This window comes from Streptomyces bacillaris (assembly GCF_003268675.1).
GTDB lineage: Bacteria > Actinomycetota > Actinomycetes > Streptomycetales > Streptomycetaceae > Streptomyces > Streptomyces bacillaris.
This window is the reverse complement of sequence record NZ_CP029378.1, coordinates 2,013,921-2,029,630: the sequence shown is the minus strand read 5'-3', so window position 1 is coordinate 2,029,630 and position 15,710 is coordinate 2,013,921. Positions and strand designations below refer to the sequence as shown.

Below are 15,710 nucleotides of genomic sequence, written 5' to 3'. Positions count from 1 at the left end.
TCAACTAACGCTCCTGCTGGTGAGTGGGGCCGAGATGGATACTGCCGGTCGACGAGCCGTTTCCGGCCTGCCGTCCCTGCTGGATGCCCCGGCGGAGATTGGTCAGACGACCGCGTACGTCATCGGGCGCACGCGAAACCTGAGGTCCGGACTGGTGATTCTGCTGCTGAGCGGTCCCCGGAACCAAATTGGCCCGGGGAACGCGGCGGGGCAGCCCGGAAGTGGTGACCCCGCCGGCGGCCGGCTTCTTGACCCGCTCGGCCTGGCGTACGAGTTCGTCGTTGGGCGACTCGCGCCAGGAGCTGGTGACCGGGGCCTCGGCCGCACCACGCCGGGGCATGGGCGGAACGGGCACACCGGCGGGCTCCGGAGCGGCCGGTGCCTGCGGCTCGGCGGCCTGCCGGCCGCCCTGGCCCGGACCGTGGAACCAGTTGGTCTCCAGGGTGTCGTACAGCGGCGTACGGCCGTCCCCGGGACCGGCCGGCGGCAGGGCCTCCGGCTGCTGGGGCAGCGCGGGACGGTACGGCGCCTCGCCCGCGGGGGAGGCCGCCGGACGCGGGGCGCCGAAGTCGCTGCCGTCCAGGCCGCGCTGGCGCGGGGCGGAAAGCCCCTGGCCCTGGTTCTGGCCCTGCTGGAGCGGCGCGTTGAAGTCGGGCCGCGCGAACTGGGCGGTACTCGCCGGGTCCTGGGCCTGCCGGCCGTACTGCTGGTTCTGCGGCGCGTCGAAGTCCGGACGGGCGAACTCGGCGGTCGCGCCCGGGTCCTGGAGTCCGTTCACCGGGGCGTTGAACGCCGGGTCCTGGCCGGGGACCGAGGGCTGGGCGAACTGCCCGGTGGTCTCGTGCTCCTCGTGGCCGCGCGGGGCGTCGATGCCCCAGTTGGCGGCCTGGGGGCGCTGCTGCGGGTTGCCGCCGGGCAGCTCGGCACGCGGACCGCCGGTCGGCGGCAGCTGACGGCCGGGGCCGCCGGGCTGCTGGAAACCGCCCTGGCCGTCGGGGCCGTTCTGCTCGTGCCGGGCCTGCTGCGGCTGCGGGGCACCGGGGCCCTGCTGGTGCTGCGGCTGGCCCTGACGGCCCTGCTGCGGCCCCTGCTGCTGGCCGAACTGGTTCTGCTGGCCGCCCTGCTGGTTGTTCTGCGGGGCGAACGCGTTCTGGCGGCCGCCCTGGCCGGGGGAGGCCGGGGCGCCGTGACCGAACAGGTTGGGCTGACCCGGCTCCGTACGGCCGGGGGCCTCGCCCTGGCCGCCGCGGGCGCCGAGCCGGGCGCCGTTGCCGAAGGCGCCGGAGAGGCCGCCGCCCTGGCGCTGCGGCTCCTGGCCCGGGAAGCCCTGGCTCTGGTTGCCGTTCTGCTGGCCGTTCTCCCGCGCGGGGAGGGCGGCGCGCGGACCGGAGCCCGCGCCGACCTGGCCGCGCTGGCCGCCGGGGCCGGAGCCGAGGCTCTTGCCGCCCGGGCCGCCGGGACCGCCGCCGGGGCGCTGACCGCCCGCGGAGCCGTTGCCGTTACCGGCGAGCAGACCGCCCGGAGCACCGCCCGGCTGCTGGCCGGGACCCTGCTTGGACGGGGGCTGCTTGCCGCCGTGGGCGACGTCGACGGGGAGCATGACCAGCGCGGTCGTGCCGCCGGAGTCGGAGGGGCGCAGCTGGATGCGGATGCCGTGACGCAGCGAGAGCCGGCCGACCACGAACAGACCCATGCGGCGGGAGACCGAGACGTCCACGGTCGGCGGCTGCGCGAGCCGCTCGTTGATCGCCGCGAGGTCCTCGGGGGAGAGGCCGATACCCGTGTCGTGGATCTCGACCAGCACCCGGCCGTCGGGCAGCGCGTGACCGGTGACCCGGACCTTCGTCTGCGGCGAGGAGAACGATGTCGCGTTCTCCAGCAGCTCGGCGAGGAGGTGCACGAGGTCGTTGACGACCCGGCCCGCGACCTCGGTGGCGGGCACCGCGGAGAGTTCGATGCGCTCGTACTGCTCCACCTCGGAGGCGGCGGCACGGAGCACGTCGACCAGCGGGACGGGGCGGGTCCACCGGCGGCCCGGCTCCTCACCCGCGAGGACGAGGAGGTTCTCGCCGTTACGGCGCATACGGGTCGCGAGGTGGTCGAGCTTGAAGAGCGAGGAGAGCTGGTCCGGGTCGGCCTCGCGCGATTCCAGCTCGGAGATGAGCGAGAGCTGGCGCTGGATGAGACCCTGCGAACGGCGCGAGAGGTTGGTGAACATCGCGTTGACGTTGCCCCGGAGGAGGGCCTGCTCGGCGGCGAGGCGGACGGCCTCGCGGTGCACGTCGTCGAAGGCCGCGGCCACCTGGCCGATCTCGTCCCGGGAGTGCACACCGACCGACTCGACGGAGGTGTCGACGTCCTGCGGGTCGGTCTCGGAGAGCTGCTTGACCAGCTCGGGCAGCCGGTCCTGGGCGACCCGGGTGGCGGTGTCCTGGAGGCGGCGCAGCGAGCGGATCATGGAGCGGGCCACCACGAAGGCGCCGACGAGCGAGACACCGAGCACGATGAGGATGACCGCACCGTTGATGATCGCCTCGCGCTGGGAGGCCTCGCGCAACTCGCGCGCCTTGGCCTCCATGTCGCTGAGGAGGGTGGTCTCGATCGTCTTCATCGCGTCGATCTTGGTGGAGGACTGGTCGTACCAGTCCATGTACGAGCGCACCCTGGCCCCGTCGATCCCGTTCGGGGTGTCGAGGATGTGCTTGGCGTACATGTTCGCCGCGTTGATCTCGGGGTTGTTCCCGTTGTCCAGCGGAGCCATCAGGTCCACCGCGCTCTCGCCGGTCGACCCGTAGATCGCCTTGAACGAGCTGATCGCGCGGGTTTCCTTGTCGAGCGCGTTGGAGCCGAACTGCTTGTCGTTCTCGTTGAGGTGCGGTTCCTTGACCGAGCCACCGGGCAGCGCGGCCGCGATGATCGCGCGCTGGATCGAGGCGTACTCCTTGGCGGAGGAGAACGCCGCCAGGGCACGGGTCCGCTTGATCATGTCCGGGTTGCTGGTCGCCTGGGCCATGTCCTGGGACAGGCTGAGCAGCGAGGTGATCAGCTGGCTGTACTGGTCGATGGTGTTGAGGGACGGCGCGTCCTTCTCGTACGCCGACTTGCGGATCGACCGGATGTCACCGAGCTGCGAGGCGATCTGGGCGACGCTGGCGTGGATGCTCTCCAGCGCGTCGTCGCCCTCGAAGTCGCCGATCTCGTTGGTCGCGTCGAGGAACGCGTCCTTGGCCCGGTCCGTCTTCTCACGCGGCTGGGAGACCTTGTAGTCGGTCGCCTTGGAGCCGTTGGAGAGCGGACCGGCGGACGAGTCGCGCTCCACCTGGAGGGCCTGCGCGAGCGAGGTCGCCTGCTTGGTCATCTGGGTCAGCAGCTGCATGTGCTCCAGCTGCTGCATGTCGGTCATGGACTCGTTGATCCGCAGACCGCCCAGGCTGGTCGCCGCCACCACCGGGAGGGCGAGGAGCGAGACCAGTCGCGTACTGATGCGCCAGTTACGGAGCGCTATTCGCGAGCCCGTATCGGACGGACCGCGGGAGGGCGCGGGCGTGCCCGGCTCCTCCCCGCCGCTCGGCGTCGGGCCCGGGCGCTGCGCACGGTCGCCGTTGTCGCCGGCAGCGGCCGGCCCGGGGTTCTGGGCGTGCTGGGGCGAGGAACCGCGGTCGGTCCCGCCGCGCGGCTCCTGTTCCGCCGGAGCGCTGCCATCCCTCTTGAAACGTCCCTGCACTAGCGTCGCAACCTCTGGACCAGGCGTTCCGTCCGGATACGGACAGAACGGTGTCGGCGTTGTAGGGCACTGGAAGCGCCCCATGATGGTCGTGGAGTGACCGGCGTACTCTCCCCCTCCCGCCGCCGCTCGGCGCTGCGTTGCGCCCCGGTGCGCCGGTCTGAAACCCGCGGCGGTGCGTGGAATTCCAGCACAGTGCAGGATCTCCAACAAGGCCCATGTACCGGGCTGTGACCTGCGTGACACGTTGTGATGAGCGAGTAACAAGCAGTGGAGAGTGATCGTGGGTAAAACGGACTATCGGGGAGGAGTCGCTTAGGGGTGGGGGGTGTCCCAGTCGCGATGATCAGGAGCGGAATGGTGGATTCAGTGGCGGAATGTCCGTTTCTCACACTGTGATCCACTGCCCGGAATGGTCCAATTGTCGATTACTTCGTGAGCAAACTCACATGATGATCGTCGCCTCAACCCGGCTTCGGCAGGGAATCGGATGTTTAGCCTGACGCTTTACAGGGATGGCCAATCCGACAAGTCCGCGCCACCTGGGTGGCGCCCGAACCGACAGGGTCCTGACGGCAGATGAAGACGACGACGATCCGCAACACCGCCAACCCCCGGCGCACCACGCTGGCGCACCTCAAGGACGCCGAGGCGCTGCAGACGCCGTTCCTGCCGGAGCACGCCGCCGCCCTGCCCAACGTGACGGCCAACCCGCGCCGCACCATCCTCATGGAAGCCCCCGTCGCGGTCGCGACCGCCCAGTAGTCCCCGGGGCGATGCGCGAGGCTGTGCCCCCTCACAGCGCCAGCGCCTCGCCCGGCCCGGATCGCCCCGTCACGCCGCCCAGCACGCACGCTCGCGGCGTTGGCCAAACGCCCTGGTAGCTCCGCTACAAGGGCCTTCGGCCGCCTTGCGATCGCACGCACTGGACGACGCTCCTTTTGGGGCGATCCGCGCCGGGCGAGGCGCTAGCCTGGAGCGTCAGTCTTCAGCCAGCCAGCAAGTGAGGGGCGACAGCATCCCGTGCGCATCGCCAGGTTCTCCATCGACGGCAATGTCGCCTTCGGCGCCGTCGAAGGACAGGGCACCGTGGAATCCGGTGACCTCGTCCTCGACATCATCAAGGGCATCCCGTACGCCGACTTCGAGCTCTCGGGCACCAAGGTCCCGCTGAACAAGGTCCGGCTGCTGCCCCCCGTGCTCCCCAACAAGGTCGTGGCCATCGGCCGCAACTACGCGGAGCACGCCGCCGAGCTGGGCCACGAGGTCCCCGAAGCGCCGATCACCTTCTTCAAGCCCACCACCTCGGTGATCGGCTCCGGCGACGCGATCGAGTACCCCTCCTTCTCCAGCGAGCTGCACCACGAGGCCGAGCTGGCCGTGGTCATCGGCCGCATGTGCCGCGAGGTCCCGCGCGAGCGCGTGAAGGACGTGGTCTTCGGCTACACCTGCGCCAACGACGTCACCGCCCGCGATGTGCAGCAGCGCGAGAAGCAGTGGGCCCGCGCCAAGGGCTTCGACACCTCCTGCCCACTGGGCCCCTGGGTGGAGACCGACGTGGACCCCCACGACCTCACCATCCAGGCGACGGTCAACGGCGAGCAGCGGCAGCTCGGCCGCACGAGCGACATGGTCCGCTCCATCGAGGACCTGGTCGTCCACATCACGGAGGCCATGACCCTCCTCCCGGGCGACGTCATCCTCACGGGCACCCCCGCAGGGGTCGGACCCCTGCACGTCGGCGACGAGGTCGCCGTCACCATCGAAGGCATCGGCACTCTCACCAACAAGGTGATCAAGCGTGGCTAACGCACCCTCCCCCAAGCTCTCGGCTCCGCTCGACCAGGGGGTACCCCCTCGCGTCCGTTTCTGTCCCTCCCCGACCGGCAACCCCCATGTGGGCCTGGTCCGCACGGCCCTGTTCAACTGGGCCTTCGCCCGGCACCACCAGGGCACCCTGGTCTTCCGGATCGAGGACACCGACGCCGCGCGCGACTCCGAGGAGTCCTACGAGCAGCTGCTCGACTCCATGCGCTGGCTCGGCCTGGACTGGGACGAGGGCCCGGAGACCGGCGGCCCGCACGCCCCCTACCGCCAGTCGCAGCGGATGGACCTGTACCAGGACGTCGCCGGGAAGCTGCTCGCCGGCGGGTACGCGTACGCCTGCTACTGCACCACCGAGGAGCTGGACACCCGCCGCGACGCCGCCCGCGCCGCGGGGAAGCCGTCCGGTTACGACGGCCACTGCCGCGACCTCACCGCCGAGCAGAAGGCGGCGTACGAGGCCGAGGGCCGCACCTCGATCGTCCGCTTCCGGATGCCCGACGAGGCCATCACCTTCACCGACCTGGTCCGCGGCGAGATCACCGTCCAGCCGGAGAACGTCCCCGACTACGGCATCGTCCGCGCCAACGGGGCCCCGCTCTACACCCTGGTCAACCCGGTCGACGACGCCCTGATGGAGATCACCCACGTCCTGCGCGGCGAGGACCTGCTCTCCTCCACGCCGCGCCAGATCGCCCTGTACCGGGCGCTCATCGAGCTGGGCATCGCCAAGGACATCCCCGCCTTCGGCCACCTGCCGTACGTCATGGGCGAGGGCAACAAGAAGCTCTCCAAGCGCGACCCGCAGGCCTCCCTCAACCTCTACCGGGAGCGCGGCTTCCTCCCCGAGGGGCTGCTGAACTACCTCTCGCTGCTCGGCTGGTCGATCGCCGAGGACCGCGACATCTTCTCGGTGGACGAGCTGGTCGCCGCGTTCGACATCGAGGACGTCAACGCCAACCCGGCCCGTTTCGACCTCAAGAAGGCCGAGCACATCAACGCCGAGCACATCCGCATGCTGGACGTGAAGACCTTCACCGAGGCCTGCGGCCCCTGGCTGAAGGCCCCCTTCGCCCCCTGGGCCCCGGAGGCCTTCGACGCGGAGAAGTGGACGCGGATCGCCCCGTACGCCCAGACCCGCGTCACGGTCCTCTCCGACATCACCGACAACGTCGACTTCCTCTTCCTCGACGAGCCGGTGGAGGACGAGGCGTCCTGGACCAAGGCGATGAAGGGCGACCCGGTGGCCCTGCTCACCACCGCCCGCGCCAACCTGGAGGCGGCCGACTGGAGCGACGCGGAGTCCCTGAAGAACGCCGTTCTCACCGCCGGCGAGGCGCACGGCCTCAAGCTCGGCAAGGCCCAGGCCCCGGTCCGGGTCGCCGTGACCGGCCGCACCATCGGGCTGCCGCTCTTCGAGTCCCTGGAGATCCTGGGCCGCGAGAAGAGCCTGGCCCGCATCGACGCGGCGCTGGCCAAGCTGACCGCGTAGCGACGCACGCCCCTCGGGAGGGCCGCGGCCGACCGGCTGCGGCCCTCCCGCCTTTTCCCGGCCACGGCCCCGCACGGGCGACTACGGTGGCGTACATGCCGATCCGCGCCGTGCTCTGGGACATCGACGACACGATCTTCGACTACGCGGGCGCCGACCACACCGGTATGCGGCTCCACCTGGAGGGCGTGGGGCTGCCCGAGGCGTACGCGTCGGTCGACGAGGCCCTCGCCGCCTGGAAGGCCATCACCGCCGTGCACTGGGCCCGCGTCGCCGCAGGCGAGACGGACTTCCTCGGTCAGCGCCGGGACCGGGTGCGGGAGTTCCTCTCGCGGCCCCTGACGGACGACGAGGCCGACGACTGGTTCGCCGGGCACCTGGCCCACTACGAGGCCGCCTGGCAGCTCTTCCCGGACGTGCTGCCGGTCCTGGACCGGCTGGCCTCCGGCTACCGCCACGCGGTCCTCTCCAACTCCAGCAGCGAGAACCAGCACCGCAAGCTGACCGCGCTCGGCGTCCGGGACCGGTTCGAGGCGATGGTCTGCGCCGTGGAGCTGGGCATCTCCAAGCCCGAGCCCGGTGCCTTCCACGCGGCCTGCGAGGCGCTCGCGCTGGAGCCGCACGAAGTGGCGTACGTGGGGGACGAGCCCGACATCGACGCGAGCGGGGCCGTCGCCGCCGGACTGGCGGGCATCTGGCTCGACCGGCGGGGGAGGGGCGGGCGCCCGGACCTCGTGACGATCACCGGGCTGGACCAGCTCCCCGGGCTGCTGGCGGGCGATACCCGTTTTGGAGCGCCGGACACCTTCGGGTAATGTTCTTTCTGCGCCGCCCGAGCGGGACGGAAGATCCGACCGGGAAGCGCAGACAGAAGTGAAGCCCCCTCCAGGGGTTGCATTTCAGTGGGCTATGGTGTAATTGGCAACACTACGGTTTCTGGTACCGTCATTCTAGGTTCGAGTCCTGGTAGCCCAGCGCAGTACCAGCAAGACCAGCAGTATCCAGCAGGACAAGCCCCCGTTGTGTAGCGGCCTAGCACGCTGCCCTCTCACGGCAGTAGCGCCGGTTCGAATCCGGTCGGGGGTACAGATCCTTCCCGCGAGAACACCTGGGTCGCACCCACGTTTTCGATGCAGGATCGCTAGGGCCCCCGTTGTGTAGCGGCCTAGCACGCTGCCCTCTCACGGCAGTAGCGCCGGTTCGAATCCGGTCGGGGGTACTTGTCACACCATGGGCTATGGTGTAATTGGCAACACTACGGTTTCTGGTACCGTCATTCTAGGTTCGAGTCCTGGTAGCCCAGCGCAAGTCAGCAGTAACCACGCCCCCGTTGTGTAGCGGCCTAGCACGCTGCCCTCTCACGGCAGTAGCGCCGGTTCGAATCCGGTCGGGGGTACAACAGAGCGGTACGGGAAGACCCTTCACCTCGGTGGAGGGTCTTCTTGCTTGTCCGGGCCGGGGTGCGCCGGGGCGATTCGCCTCCGCTGTACGGCCGTTGGCCGCGGGAGAGCTGTCGGCCGGGGAGGAAAAAGGGCCGCCACGGCGCTGGGGCGGCCTTCCGACGAGGAGCTAGGAGCGGACGGGGGTGCGGGGGCGGCGTCAGCCCGAGCGGCGCAGGGCCTCGCTCAGGCGGGCCGCCGAGTCGATGACCGCCTGGGCGTGCATCCGGCCCGGGTGACGGGTCAGCCGCTCGATCGGCCCGGAGACCGAGACGGCGGCGACCACCCGGTTCGACGGGCCGCGCACCGGGGCCGAGACCGAGGCGACGCCCGGCTCCCGCTCACCGATCGACTGGGCCCAGCCCCGCCGCCGTACGCCGGAGAGCGCCGTCGCGGTGAACCGGGCGCCCTGGAGGCCCCGGTGCAGCCGCTCCGGCTCCTCCCAGGCCATCAGGATCTGGGCCGAGGAGCCCGCCTTCATGGTGAGCGTGGAGCCGACCGGCACCGTGTCCCGGAGTCCGGACAGCCGCTCCGCCGCCGCCACGCAGATGCGCATGTCGCCCTGCCGGCGGTAGAGCTGGGCGCTCTCGCCGGTGATGTCGCGCAGGTGGGTGAGTACCGGTCCGGCCGTGGCCAGCAGGCGGTCCTCGCCCGCCGCGGCTGCCAGTTCCGACAGCCGGGGGCCGAGGATGAACCGGCCCTGCATGTCCCTCGCCACCATCCGGTGGTGTTCCAGTGCCACGGCCAGACGGTGGGCCGTGGGCCGTGCGAGCCCGGTCGCCGCGACCAGCCCGGCGAGGGTGGCCGGACCGGACTCCAGGGCGCTCAGTACCAGAGCTGCCTTGTCGAGAACGCCGACGCCGCTAGAGTTGTCCATACGACGATACTCCCGTCTCACTCTGTGAAACGCAAGTTCAATTTTCTCCGGAAGTTGCGAACCTGTACGGGCGGCCCCACAACGGCCCGTGGCCACCGCCCCGCAGGGGATCCGGACGGCGGCGTACCGAATCTCTAGTTGGGCCGGCGAAGACGCCGGCCGGAGGGAAAGCGATGGGTAGGACACTCGCGGAGAAGGTCTGGGACGACCATGTCGTCCGGCGCGCGGAGGGCGAGCCCGACCTCCTCTTCATCGATCTGCACCTGCTGCACGAGGTGACCAGCCCGCAGGCCTTCGACGGTCTGCGCCAGGCCGGACGCCCGGTGCGGCGCCTCGACCTCACCATCGCCACCGAGGACCACAACACCCCGACCCTCGACATCGACAAGCCGATCGCGGACCCGGTCTCCCGCGCCCAGCTGGAGACCCTGCGCAAGAACTGCGCGGATTTCGGCGTACGGCTGCACCCGCTGGGCGACGTCGAGCAGGGCGTCGTGCACGTGGTCGGCCCGCAGCTGGGCCTGACCCAGCCCGGCACCACCGTGGTCTGCGGCGACTCCCACACCTCCACGCACGGCGCGTTCGGCGCGCTGGCGTTCGGCATCGGCACCAGCCAGGTGGAGCACGTCCTGGCCACCCAGACGCTGCCGCTGGCCCGCCCCAAGACCATGGCCATCACCGTCGAGGGCGAACTGCCCGAGGACGTCACCGCCAAGGACCTGATCCTCGCGATCATCGCCCGGATCGGCACCGGCGGAGGCCAGGGCTACATCCTCGAATACCGCGGCTCCGCCATCGAGAAGCTCTCGATGGAGGCCCGGATGACCATCTGCAACATGTCGATCGAGGCCGGTGCCCGCGCGGGCATGATCGCCCCGGACGAGACCACCTTCGCCTATCTGGAGGGCCGCGACGCCGCACCCAAGGGCGCGGACTGGGACGCCGCCGTGGCGTACTGGAAGACCCTGCGCACGGACGACGACGCGGTGTTCGACGCCGAGGTCGTCATCGACGCCGCTGCGCTGGCCCCGTTCGTCACCTGGGGCACCAACCCGGGCCAGGGCGCCCCGCTCTCGGCCAACGTCCCCGACCCGGCTTCGTACGAGGACGCATCGGAGCGCAACGCCGCCGAAAAGGCCCTGGAGTACATGGGGTTGACCGCCGGCCAGCCGCTGCGCGACATCAACGTCGACACCGTCTTCGTAGGTTCGTGCACCAACGGCCGCATCGAGGACCTGCGCAACGCCGCCTCGATCCTGGACGGCCGCAAAGTCGCCGACGGCGTACGGATGCTGGTCGTCCCCGGCTCGGTCCGGGTCGCGCTCCAGGCCGTCTCCGAGGGGCTGGACAAGGTCTTCACCGCCGCCGGAGCCGAATGGCGGCACGCGGGTTGCTCGATGTGCCTCGGTATGAACCCCGACCAGCTGGCCCCCGGCGAGCGCTCCGCCTCCACCTCGAACCGCAACTTCGAGGGCCGGCAGGGCAAGGGCGGCCGCACCCACCTGGTCTCGCCCCAGGTCGCCGCCGCCACCGCCGTGCTGGGCCGTCTGGCCTCGCCCGCCGACCTGTCCGACACCCGTACCCCCGCCGGAGTCGCATAGCCATGGAAGCCTTCACCACCCACACCGGCCGGGCCGTCCCGCTGCGCCGCAGCAACGTCGACACCGACCAGATCATCCCCGCCCACTGGCTCAAGAAGGTCACCCGCGACGGGTTCGAGGACGGCCTCTTCGAAGCCTGGCGCAAGGACGCCGACTTCGTCCTCAACCGCCCCGAGCGGCAGGGCGCCACGGTCCTGGTGGCCGGTCCCGACTTCGGTACGGGCTCCTCCCGCGAACACGCCGTCTGGGCCCTGCAGAACTACGGCTTCAAGGCCGTCATCTCCTCCCGCTTCGCCGACATCTTCCGGGGCAACTCGCTGAAGAACGGCCTGCTGACCGTCGTGCTGGACCAGAAGGTCGTCGACGCCCTGTGGGAGCTGAGCGAGGCCGACCCGAGCGCCGAGATCACCGTCGACCTGGAGGCCCGCCAGGTCCGCGCCGGGGGCGTCACGGCCGACTTCGAGCTGGACGAGAACGCCCGCTGGCGGCTGCTGAACGGCCTCGACGACATCAGCCTCACCCTTCAGAACGAAGCGGACATCGCCGCTTACGAGGCCGCCAGGCCGGCCCACAAGCCGCGTACAATTGACGCCTGAGCAGCGGTTTTCCATGACTGCGCCCCCTGCCTCCCGGCAGGGGGCGCAGTCGCTTGTTGAGCCCCCCTCGGGCGACAACTCGCCCCAGATGGCACAATCGGTGCATGGAACGCGACAGCCAACTCGAGCTCTACGGCCACGTCGCGGACCGACTGAAGGAAGCGCACGCGAAGGTGCGTGCACTGCAAGTCCCGGAGAGCGTACGGATGGCGCTCTCCCGGAAGCTGCTGGTCGTCACGGCCGCGGCGAAGCACGATCTCCCGGACGCGGCAAGGCGTCTGGACCGGTTGATGAAGGACCTCGATGAGGGCCGATTCCCCGAAGGTGACTGACACGTGGAACTGCGCATCGGTCGACTTCGTTGCGGCACTAGGGTGATTAGCCCGTTTCGTGTTTGATTTGCGGTATATATCTGCCTAACGTGCGAAAAAGCCTGAACACTTTCGTTCCGGCAATGTCTCCGAAGGGGAAGACGTGAACAAGGCGCAGCTCGTAGAAGCGATTGCCGACAAGGTCGGCGGCCGCCAGCAGGCCGCAGACGCTGTCGACGCGGTACTCGACGCGATCGTCCGTGCCGTTGTCGCCGGGGACCGTGTCTCGGTCACCGGCTTCGGCTCGTTCGAGAAGGTCGACCGCCCCGCCCGGTACGCTCGCAACCCGCAGACGGGTGAGCGCGTCCGGGTCAAGAAGACCTCGGTGCCCCGCTTCCGCGCGGGTCAGGGGTTCAAGGACCTGGTGAGCGGCTCCAAGAAGCTCCCCAAGAACGACGTGGCCGTGAAGAAGGCGCCCAAGGGCAGCCTGTCGGGCGGATCTTCCGCCGCCCGTACGACGGTCAAGGCCGCCGCCGCCAAGAAGTCGGCCGCCAAGAAGGCCACGGCGAAGAAGACCACCGCCAAGAAGACGGCTCCGGCGAAGACCGCGGCCAAGAAGACGACCGCCAAGAAGGCGACCGCCACCGCCAAGAAGGCCACGCCGGCCGCGAAGAAGGCGGCCACGGCGAAGAAGGCCACCGCCACGGCCAAGAAGACCGCGCCCGCCAAGAAGGCCACGGCGAAGAAGGCGCCCGCGAAGAAGACCACCGCGCGCACCACCACGGCCAAGAAGGCCACCGCACGCAAGAAGTGAGACCGGGCGACCGCTCGCTTCGAGGAAACGCGCCGGGCCGGGCTCCCCTCCGGGGGAGCCCGGCCCGCGGGCTGTCCGGGGCCCGTTCGGCCCACCGGAGATGCGCGAGAACGACCGGGCGTGCGTAAAGGACGAACCCGGGCGTGCGTGGAGGGTGGAGGACGGAGAAGAACGACCGGACGGACGTGCGTCAGAACGTCTGCAGCGTCACCAGCGTGATCCGCAGGTCCGCACCCCGGCCCTCGCCCTCGATCCGCACCCGCTGCCCCGGCCGGAGCAGCAGCAGACCGCCCGCGTCGAAGGCCGCGGCGTCGAACTCCACCGGGGTGCCGTCGTCCAGCAGCACACTGCCGGTGCGGGTCTCGGGATCGTACGTGTACGAGGTCGCCTGCATGGGCCGCAGCCTAGCGCTCCACCGGTCCGGCGAAGAGCGGCAGCGCGAGACCGAGCCGCTCCGTGTACGCCCCCACGCCGAGGGCCAGGGCCACCCGCAGATCCTCGCCCGTATCCACGTCCCGGCGCACCGAGTCGACACCGGGCAGCGTAATTTCCACCGCGCCCGAAGCCAGATGCCGGGCGGCGGAGGGGCCGCCGAAAGCCGGACGCAATTCCACGCCCCCGGCACAGGACAGAAATGTCGTTCCGATTCCCGCCGCATCCCGGAGAAATGCGCGAGGAAAAGCGGAGGCAAAATCGAGCACCCGCGCCAATTCGGCGGGGCGCAGCGCCGGCAGATCCGCGTTGAGCGCGGCGACCGGGAGGACGGGGGCGAGCGCCCGCACCGAGCGCGCCCCGTGCGCCAGCGCCGCGTTGAGCCCGGCCGCCGGGGAGTCCGGCACGATCCGCGCACCCAGCGCCGAAAGAGCCGCCCCGGCCGCCGCGTCGTCCGTGACGACCACCACATCCCGCACCCGGGCGCAGGAGAGCGCCGCGGCCACCGTGTCCTGCGCGAAGGCCAGGGCCAGCCGGGGCCGGACGGACTCGCCCGCCGCCCGCCCCAGGCGGCTCTTGGCCCGCGCGAGCGGCTTCAGCGGAACGACCAGGGACCACGGGCCGGCCGGATCGGTGTTCGTGGCGATCTCCCCCTCCGTACGCATGACGACCTATTCTCGCCTGCCGGTACGACAACCCGGAGGACCCCTCCCGAAGGTGAGGCGTACGGTGTTCTCGACAGAGGAGGGGCCTGGGGCGAGACTTGACCGTCGGTAGCCGGCAACAGGTCGCCGTTCCCATGAGGTCCTTAGAGGAAGGTGTCCGAGTGTCCCGCCGCAGAATCGGCTTCTGGTACCGCCTGGCGGCGGTTATCGCCAAGCCGCCACTGGTGGTTCTGTTCAAGCGCGACTGGCGGGGGATGGAACACATTCCGGCCGAGGGCGGATTCATCAGCGCCGTCAACCACAACTCCTATCTGGACCCGCTCTCCTACGGCCACTTCCAGTACAACGCCGGACGGGTGCCCCGGTTCCTGGCGAAGGCGGGCCTCTTCCGCACCCCCTTCGTCGGGATGATGCTGCGCGGCACCGGCCAGATCCCCGTCTACCGCGAGACGACCAACGCGCTGGACGCCTTCCGGGCCGCCGTCGACGCCATCGAGCGCGGCGAGTGCGTGGCCTTCTACCCGGAGGGCACCCTCACCCGCGACCCGCGGATGTGGCCGATGGCCGGCAAGACCGGTGCCGCCCGCGTCGCGCTGATGACCAAGGTCCCGGTCATCCCCGTCGCCCAGTGGGGCGCCAACCAGGTGATGCCGCCGTACGCCAAGGAGAACAAGCTCCGGCTGTTCCCCCGCAAGACGCTGACCGTGCAGGCGGGTCCGCCCGTCGACCTCAGCCGCTTCTACGATGTCGAGCCGACGCCCGAGGTGCTGCGCCAGGCGACCGAGGTCATCATGGCCGCGATCACCCGCCAGCTGGAGGACGTCCGCGGGGAGAAGGCCCCCGCCGAGCTCTACGATCACCGCAAGGCCCGGGCCGAACAACGGCGCAGGGCGCAGGGAAAGGGATCCACGTGACGCACCCCGTCAAAGCGGCCGTCTTCGGAACCGGCTCATGGGGTACGGCGTTCGCCGTGATCCTCGCCGACGCGGGCTGCGACGTCACCCTCTGGGGACGCCGCGCCGAGGTCGCCGAGGCCGTCAACACCACGCACACCAACCCGGACTACCTGCCGGGCATCGAGCTGCCCGCCTCGATCCGGGCCACCACCGACCCCGCCGAGGCGCTGCGCGGCGCCGAGTTCGCCTTCCTCGTCGTGCCCTCCCAGACCCTGCGCGCCAACCTCGCCGACTGGGCCCCGCACCTGGAGTCCGGCACCGTCCTGGTCTCCCTGATGAAGGGCGTCGAGCTGGGCACCGCCAAGCTGATGAGCGAGGTGATCGCGGACGTCGCCAAGGTCTCCGCCGACCGCATCGCCGTCGTCTCGGGCCCCAACCTCGCCAAGGAGATCGCCGAGCGCCGCCCCGCCGCCGCCGTCGTCGCCTGCGCCGACGAGTCCGTCGCCCAGCGCCTCCAGGCCGCCTGCCACACCCCGTACTTCCGGCCCTACACCAACACCGACGTGGTCGGCTGCGAGCTGGGCGGCGCCGTGAAGAACGTCATCGGCCTCGCCGTCGGCATCGCGGACGGCATGGGGCTCGGGGACAACACCAAGGGCTCCCTCATCACCCGGGGCCTGGCCGAGACCACCCGGCTGGGCGTGGCCATGGGCGCCGACCCGCTGACCTTCTCCGGACTCGCGGGCCTGGGCGACCTGGTGGCCACCTGCTCCTCGCCGCTCTCCCGCAACCACACCTTCGGCACCAACCTCGGCCGGGGCATGACGCTCCAGGAGACGATCGCCGTCACCAAGCAGACCGCCGAGGGCGTCAAGTCCTGCGAATCTGTCCTCGACCTGGCCCGCCGGCACGGGGTCGACATGCCCATCACGGAGACCGTCGTCTCGATCGTTCACGAGGGCAAGTCCCCGGTCGTCGCGGTGAAGGAGCTGATGTCGCGGAGCGCCAAGGCCGAGCGACGCTGACTCCTCCTCTACCA

Annotated in this window: 14 protein-coding genes and 5 tRNA genes; 15 read left to right on the top strand and 4 right to left on the bottom strand. The window is 70.5% G+C overall.

The genetic code is table 11. From position 1 onward, the window contains the following. Positions 1-4: 4 nt before the first annotated feature. Entirely contained in the window at positions 5-3,724 is a 3,720-nt protein-coding gene (locus DJ476_RS08175) for a sensor histidine kinase (protein WP_112490189.1), read from the bottom strand. A 579-nt stretch (positions 3,725-4,303) separates the two neighbouring features. On the opposite strand from DJ476_RS08175, the gene DJ476_RS08170 reads away from it, so the two are divergent. The 9 genes from DJ476_RS08170 to DJ476_RS08130 all read left to right on the top strand — a co-directional run bounded on the left by DJ476_RS08170 (position 4,304) and on the right by DJ476_RS08130 (position 8,436). After that, positions 4,304-4,489: a hypothetical protein gene (locus DJ476_RS08170; protein ID WP_019763135.1), complete on the top strand. Its 186-nt coding sequence runs from the start codon at positions 4,304-4,306 to the stop codon at positions 4,487-4,489. Positions 4,490-4,747: 258 nt separating this feature from the next. Continuing rightward, positions 4,748-5,533: a fumarylacetoacetate hydrolase family protein gene (locus tag DJ476_RS08165; RefSeq protein ID WP_103418908.1), complete on the top strand. Its 786-nt coding sequence runs from the start codon at positions 4,748-4,750 to the stop codon at positions 5,531-5,533. Then, positions 5,526-7,040, top strand: coding sequence for a glutamate--tRNA ligase (gltX, locus tag DJ476_RS08160; RefSeq protein WP_103418909.1), 1,515 nt, complete (start codon positions 5,526-5,528; stop codon positions 7,038-7,040). Before DJ476_RS08165 ends, gltX begins: the two co-directional genes overlap by 8 nt. A gap of 95 nt (positions 7,041-7,135) precedes the next feature. Then, positions 7,136-7,855, top strand: a complete 720-nt coding sequence (locus DJ476_RS08155; protein ID WP_103418910.1) for an HAD family hydrolase — start codon at positions 7,136-7,138, stop codon at positions 7,853-7,855. An 88-nt stretch (positions 7,856-7,943) separates the two neighbouring features. Further along, positions 7,944-8,015, top strand: a tRNA-Gln gene (locus DJ476_RS08150). Positions 8,016-8,053: 38 nt separating this feature from the next. Beyond that, positions 8,054-8,126, top strand: a tRNA-Glu gene (locus DJ476_RS08145). Positions 8,127-8,186: 60 nt separating this feature from the next. After that, positions 8,187-8,259 (top strand) — tRNA-Glu (locus tag DJ476_RS08140). Between the two features lie 12 nt (positions 8,260-8,271). Continuing rightward, positions 8,272-8,343: transfer RNA gene (locus DJ476_RS08135), tRNA-Gln, on the top strand. 20 nt (positions 8,344-8,363) lie between these two features. After that, positions 8,364-8,436 (top strand) — tRNA-Glu (locus DJ476_RS08130). Between the two features lie 203 nt (positions 8,437-8,639). Here DJ476_RS08130 and ndgR read toward each other — a convergent pair. Next, positions 8,640-9,356, bottom strand: a complete 717-nt coding sequence (ndgR, locus tag DJ476_RS08125; RefSeq protein WP_026237628.1) for an IclR family transcriptional regulator NdgR — start codon at positions 9,354-9,356, stop codon at positions 8,640-8,642. Positions 9,357-9,529: 173 nt separating this feature from the next. Here ndgR and leuC point away from each other — a divergent pair, with 173 nt between their 5' ends. The 4 genes from leuC to DJ476_RS08105 all read left to right on the top strand — a co-directional run bounded on the left by leuC (position 9,530) and on the right by DJ476_RS08105 (position 12,678). Further along, positions 9,530-10,957, top strand: coding sequence for a 3-isopropylmalate dehydratase large subunit (leuC, locus tag DJ476_RS08120; protein WP_103418911.1), 1,428 nt, complete (start codon positions 9,530-9,532; stop codon positions 10,955-10,957). 2 nt (positions 10,958-10,959) lie between these two features. Next, positions 10,960-11,553 carry a 3-isopropylmalate dehydratase small subunit gene (gene leuD / locus DJ476_RS08115; RefSeq protein ID WP_103418912.1) on the top strand — a complete coding sequence of 198 codons (594 nt, stop codon included), beginning with the start codon at positions 10,960-10,962 and terminating at the stop codon, positions 11,551-11,553. Between the two features lie 104 nt (positions 11,554-11,657). Next, positions 11,658-11,885 (top strand): SCO5555 family protein, encoded by a 228-nt coding sequence (locus tag DJ476_RS08110; protein ID WP_070199296.1) that lies wholly within the window; start codon positions 11,658-11,660, stop codon positions 11,883-11,885. A gap of 142 nt (positions 11,886-12,027) precedes the next feature. Continuing rightward, positions 12,028-12,678 carry an HU family DNA-binding protein gene (locus DJ476_RS08105; protein WP_018488679.1) on the top strand — a complete coding sequence of 217 codons (651 nt, stop codon included), beginning with the start codon at positions 12,028-12,030 and terminating at the stop codon, positions 12,676-12,678. 190 nt (positions 12,679-12,868) lie between these two features. Here DJ476_RS08105 and DJ476_RS08100 read toward each other — a convergent pair whose 3' ends face one another. Further along, entirely contained in the window at positions 12,869-13,072 is a 204-nt protein-coding gene (locus tag DJ476_RS08100; protein ID WP_070199294.1) for a hypothetical protein, read from the bottom strand. A gap of 10 nt (positions 13,073-13,082) precedes the next feature. After that, the gene (gene cofC, locus DJ476_RS08095) at positions 13,083-13,775 is read right to left on the bottom strand and encodes a 2-phospho-L-lactate guanylyltransferase (protein ID WP_103418913.1); all 693 of its coding nucleotides are present in this window, start codon (positions 13,773-13,775) and stop codon (positions 13,083-13,085) included. Between the two features lie 161 nt (positions 13,776-13,936). Here cofC and DJ476_RS08090 point away from each other — a divergent pair, with 161 nt between their 5' ends. Both DJ476_RS08090 and DJ476_RS08085 read left to right on the top strand, forming a co-directional pair. After that, positions 13,937-14,689, top strand: coding sequence for a lysophospholipid acyltransferase family protein (locus DJ476_RS08090; RefSeq protein WP_112490188.1), 753 nt, complete (start codon positions 13,937-13,939; stop codon positions 14,687-14,689). After that, the gene (locus DJ476_RS08085; RefSeq protein ID WP_070199291.1) at positions 14,686-15,696 is read left to right on the top strand and encodes an NAD(P)H-dependent glycerol-3-phosphate dehydrogenase; all 1,011 of its coding nucleotides are present in this window, start codon (positions 14,686-14,688) and stop codon (positions 15,694-15,696) included. The genes DJ476_RS08090 and DJ476_RS08085 overlap by 4 nt, the downstream gene beginning before the upstream one ends. Positions 15,697-15,710 lie beyond the last annotated feature (14 nt).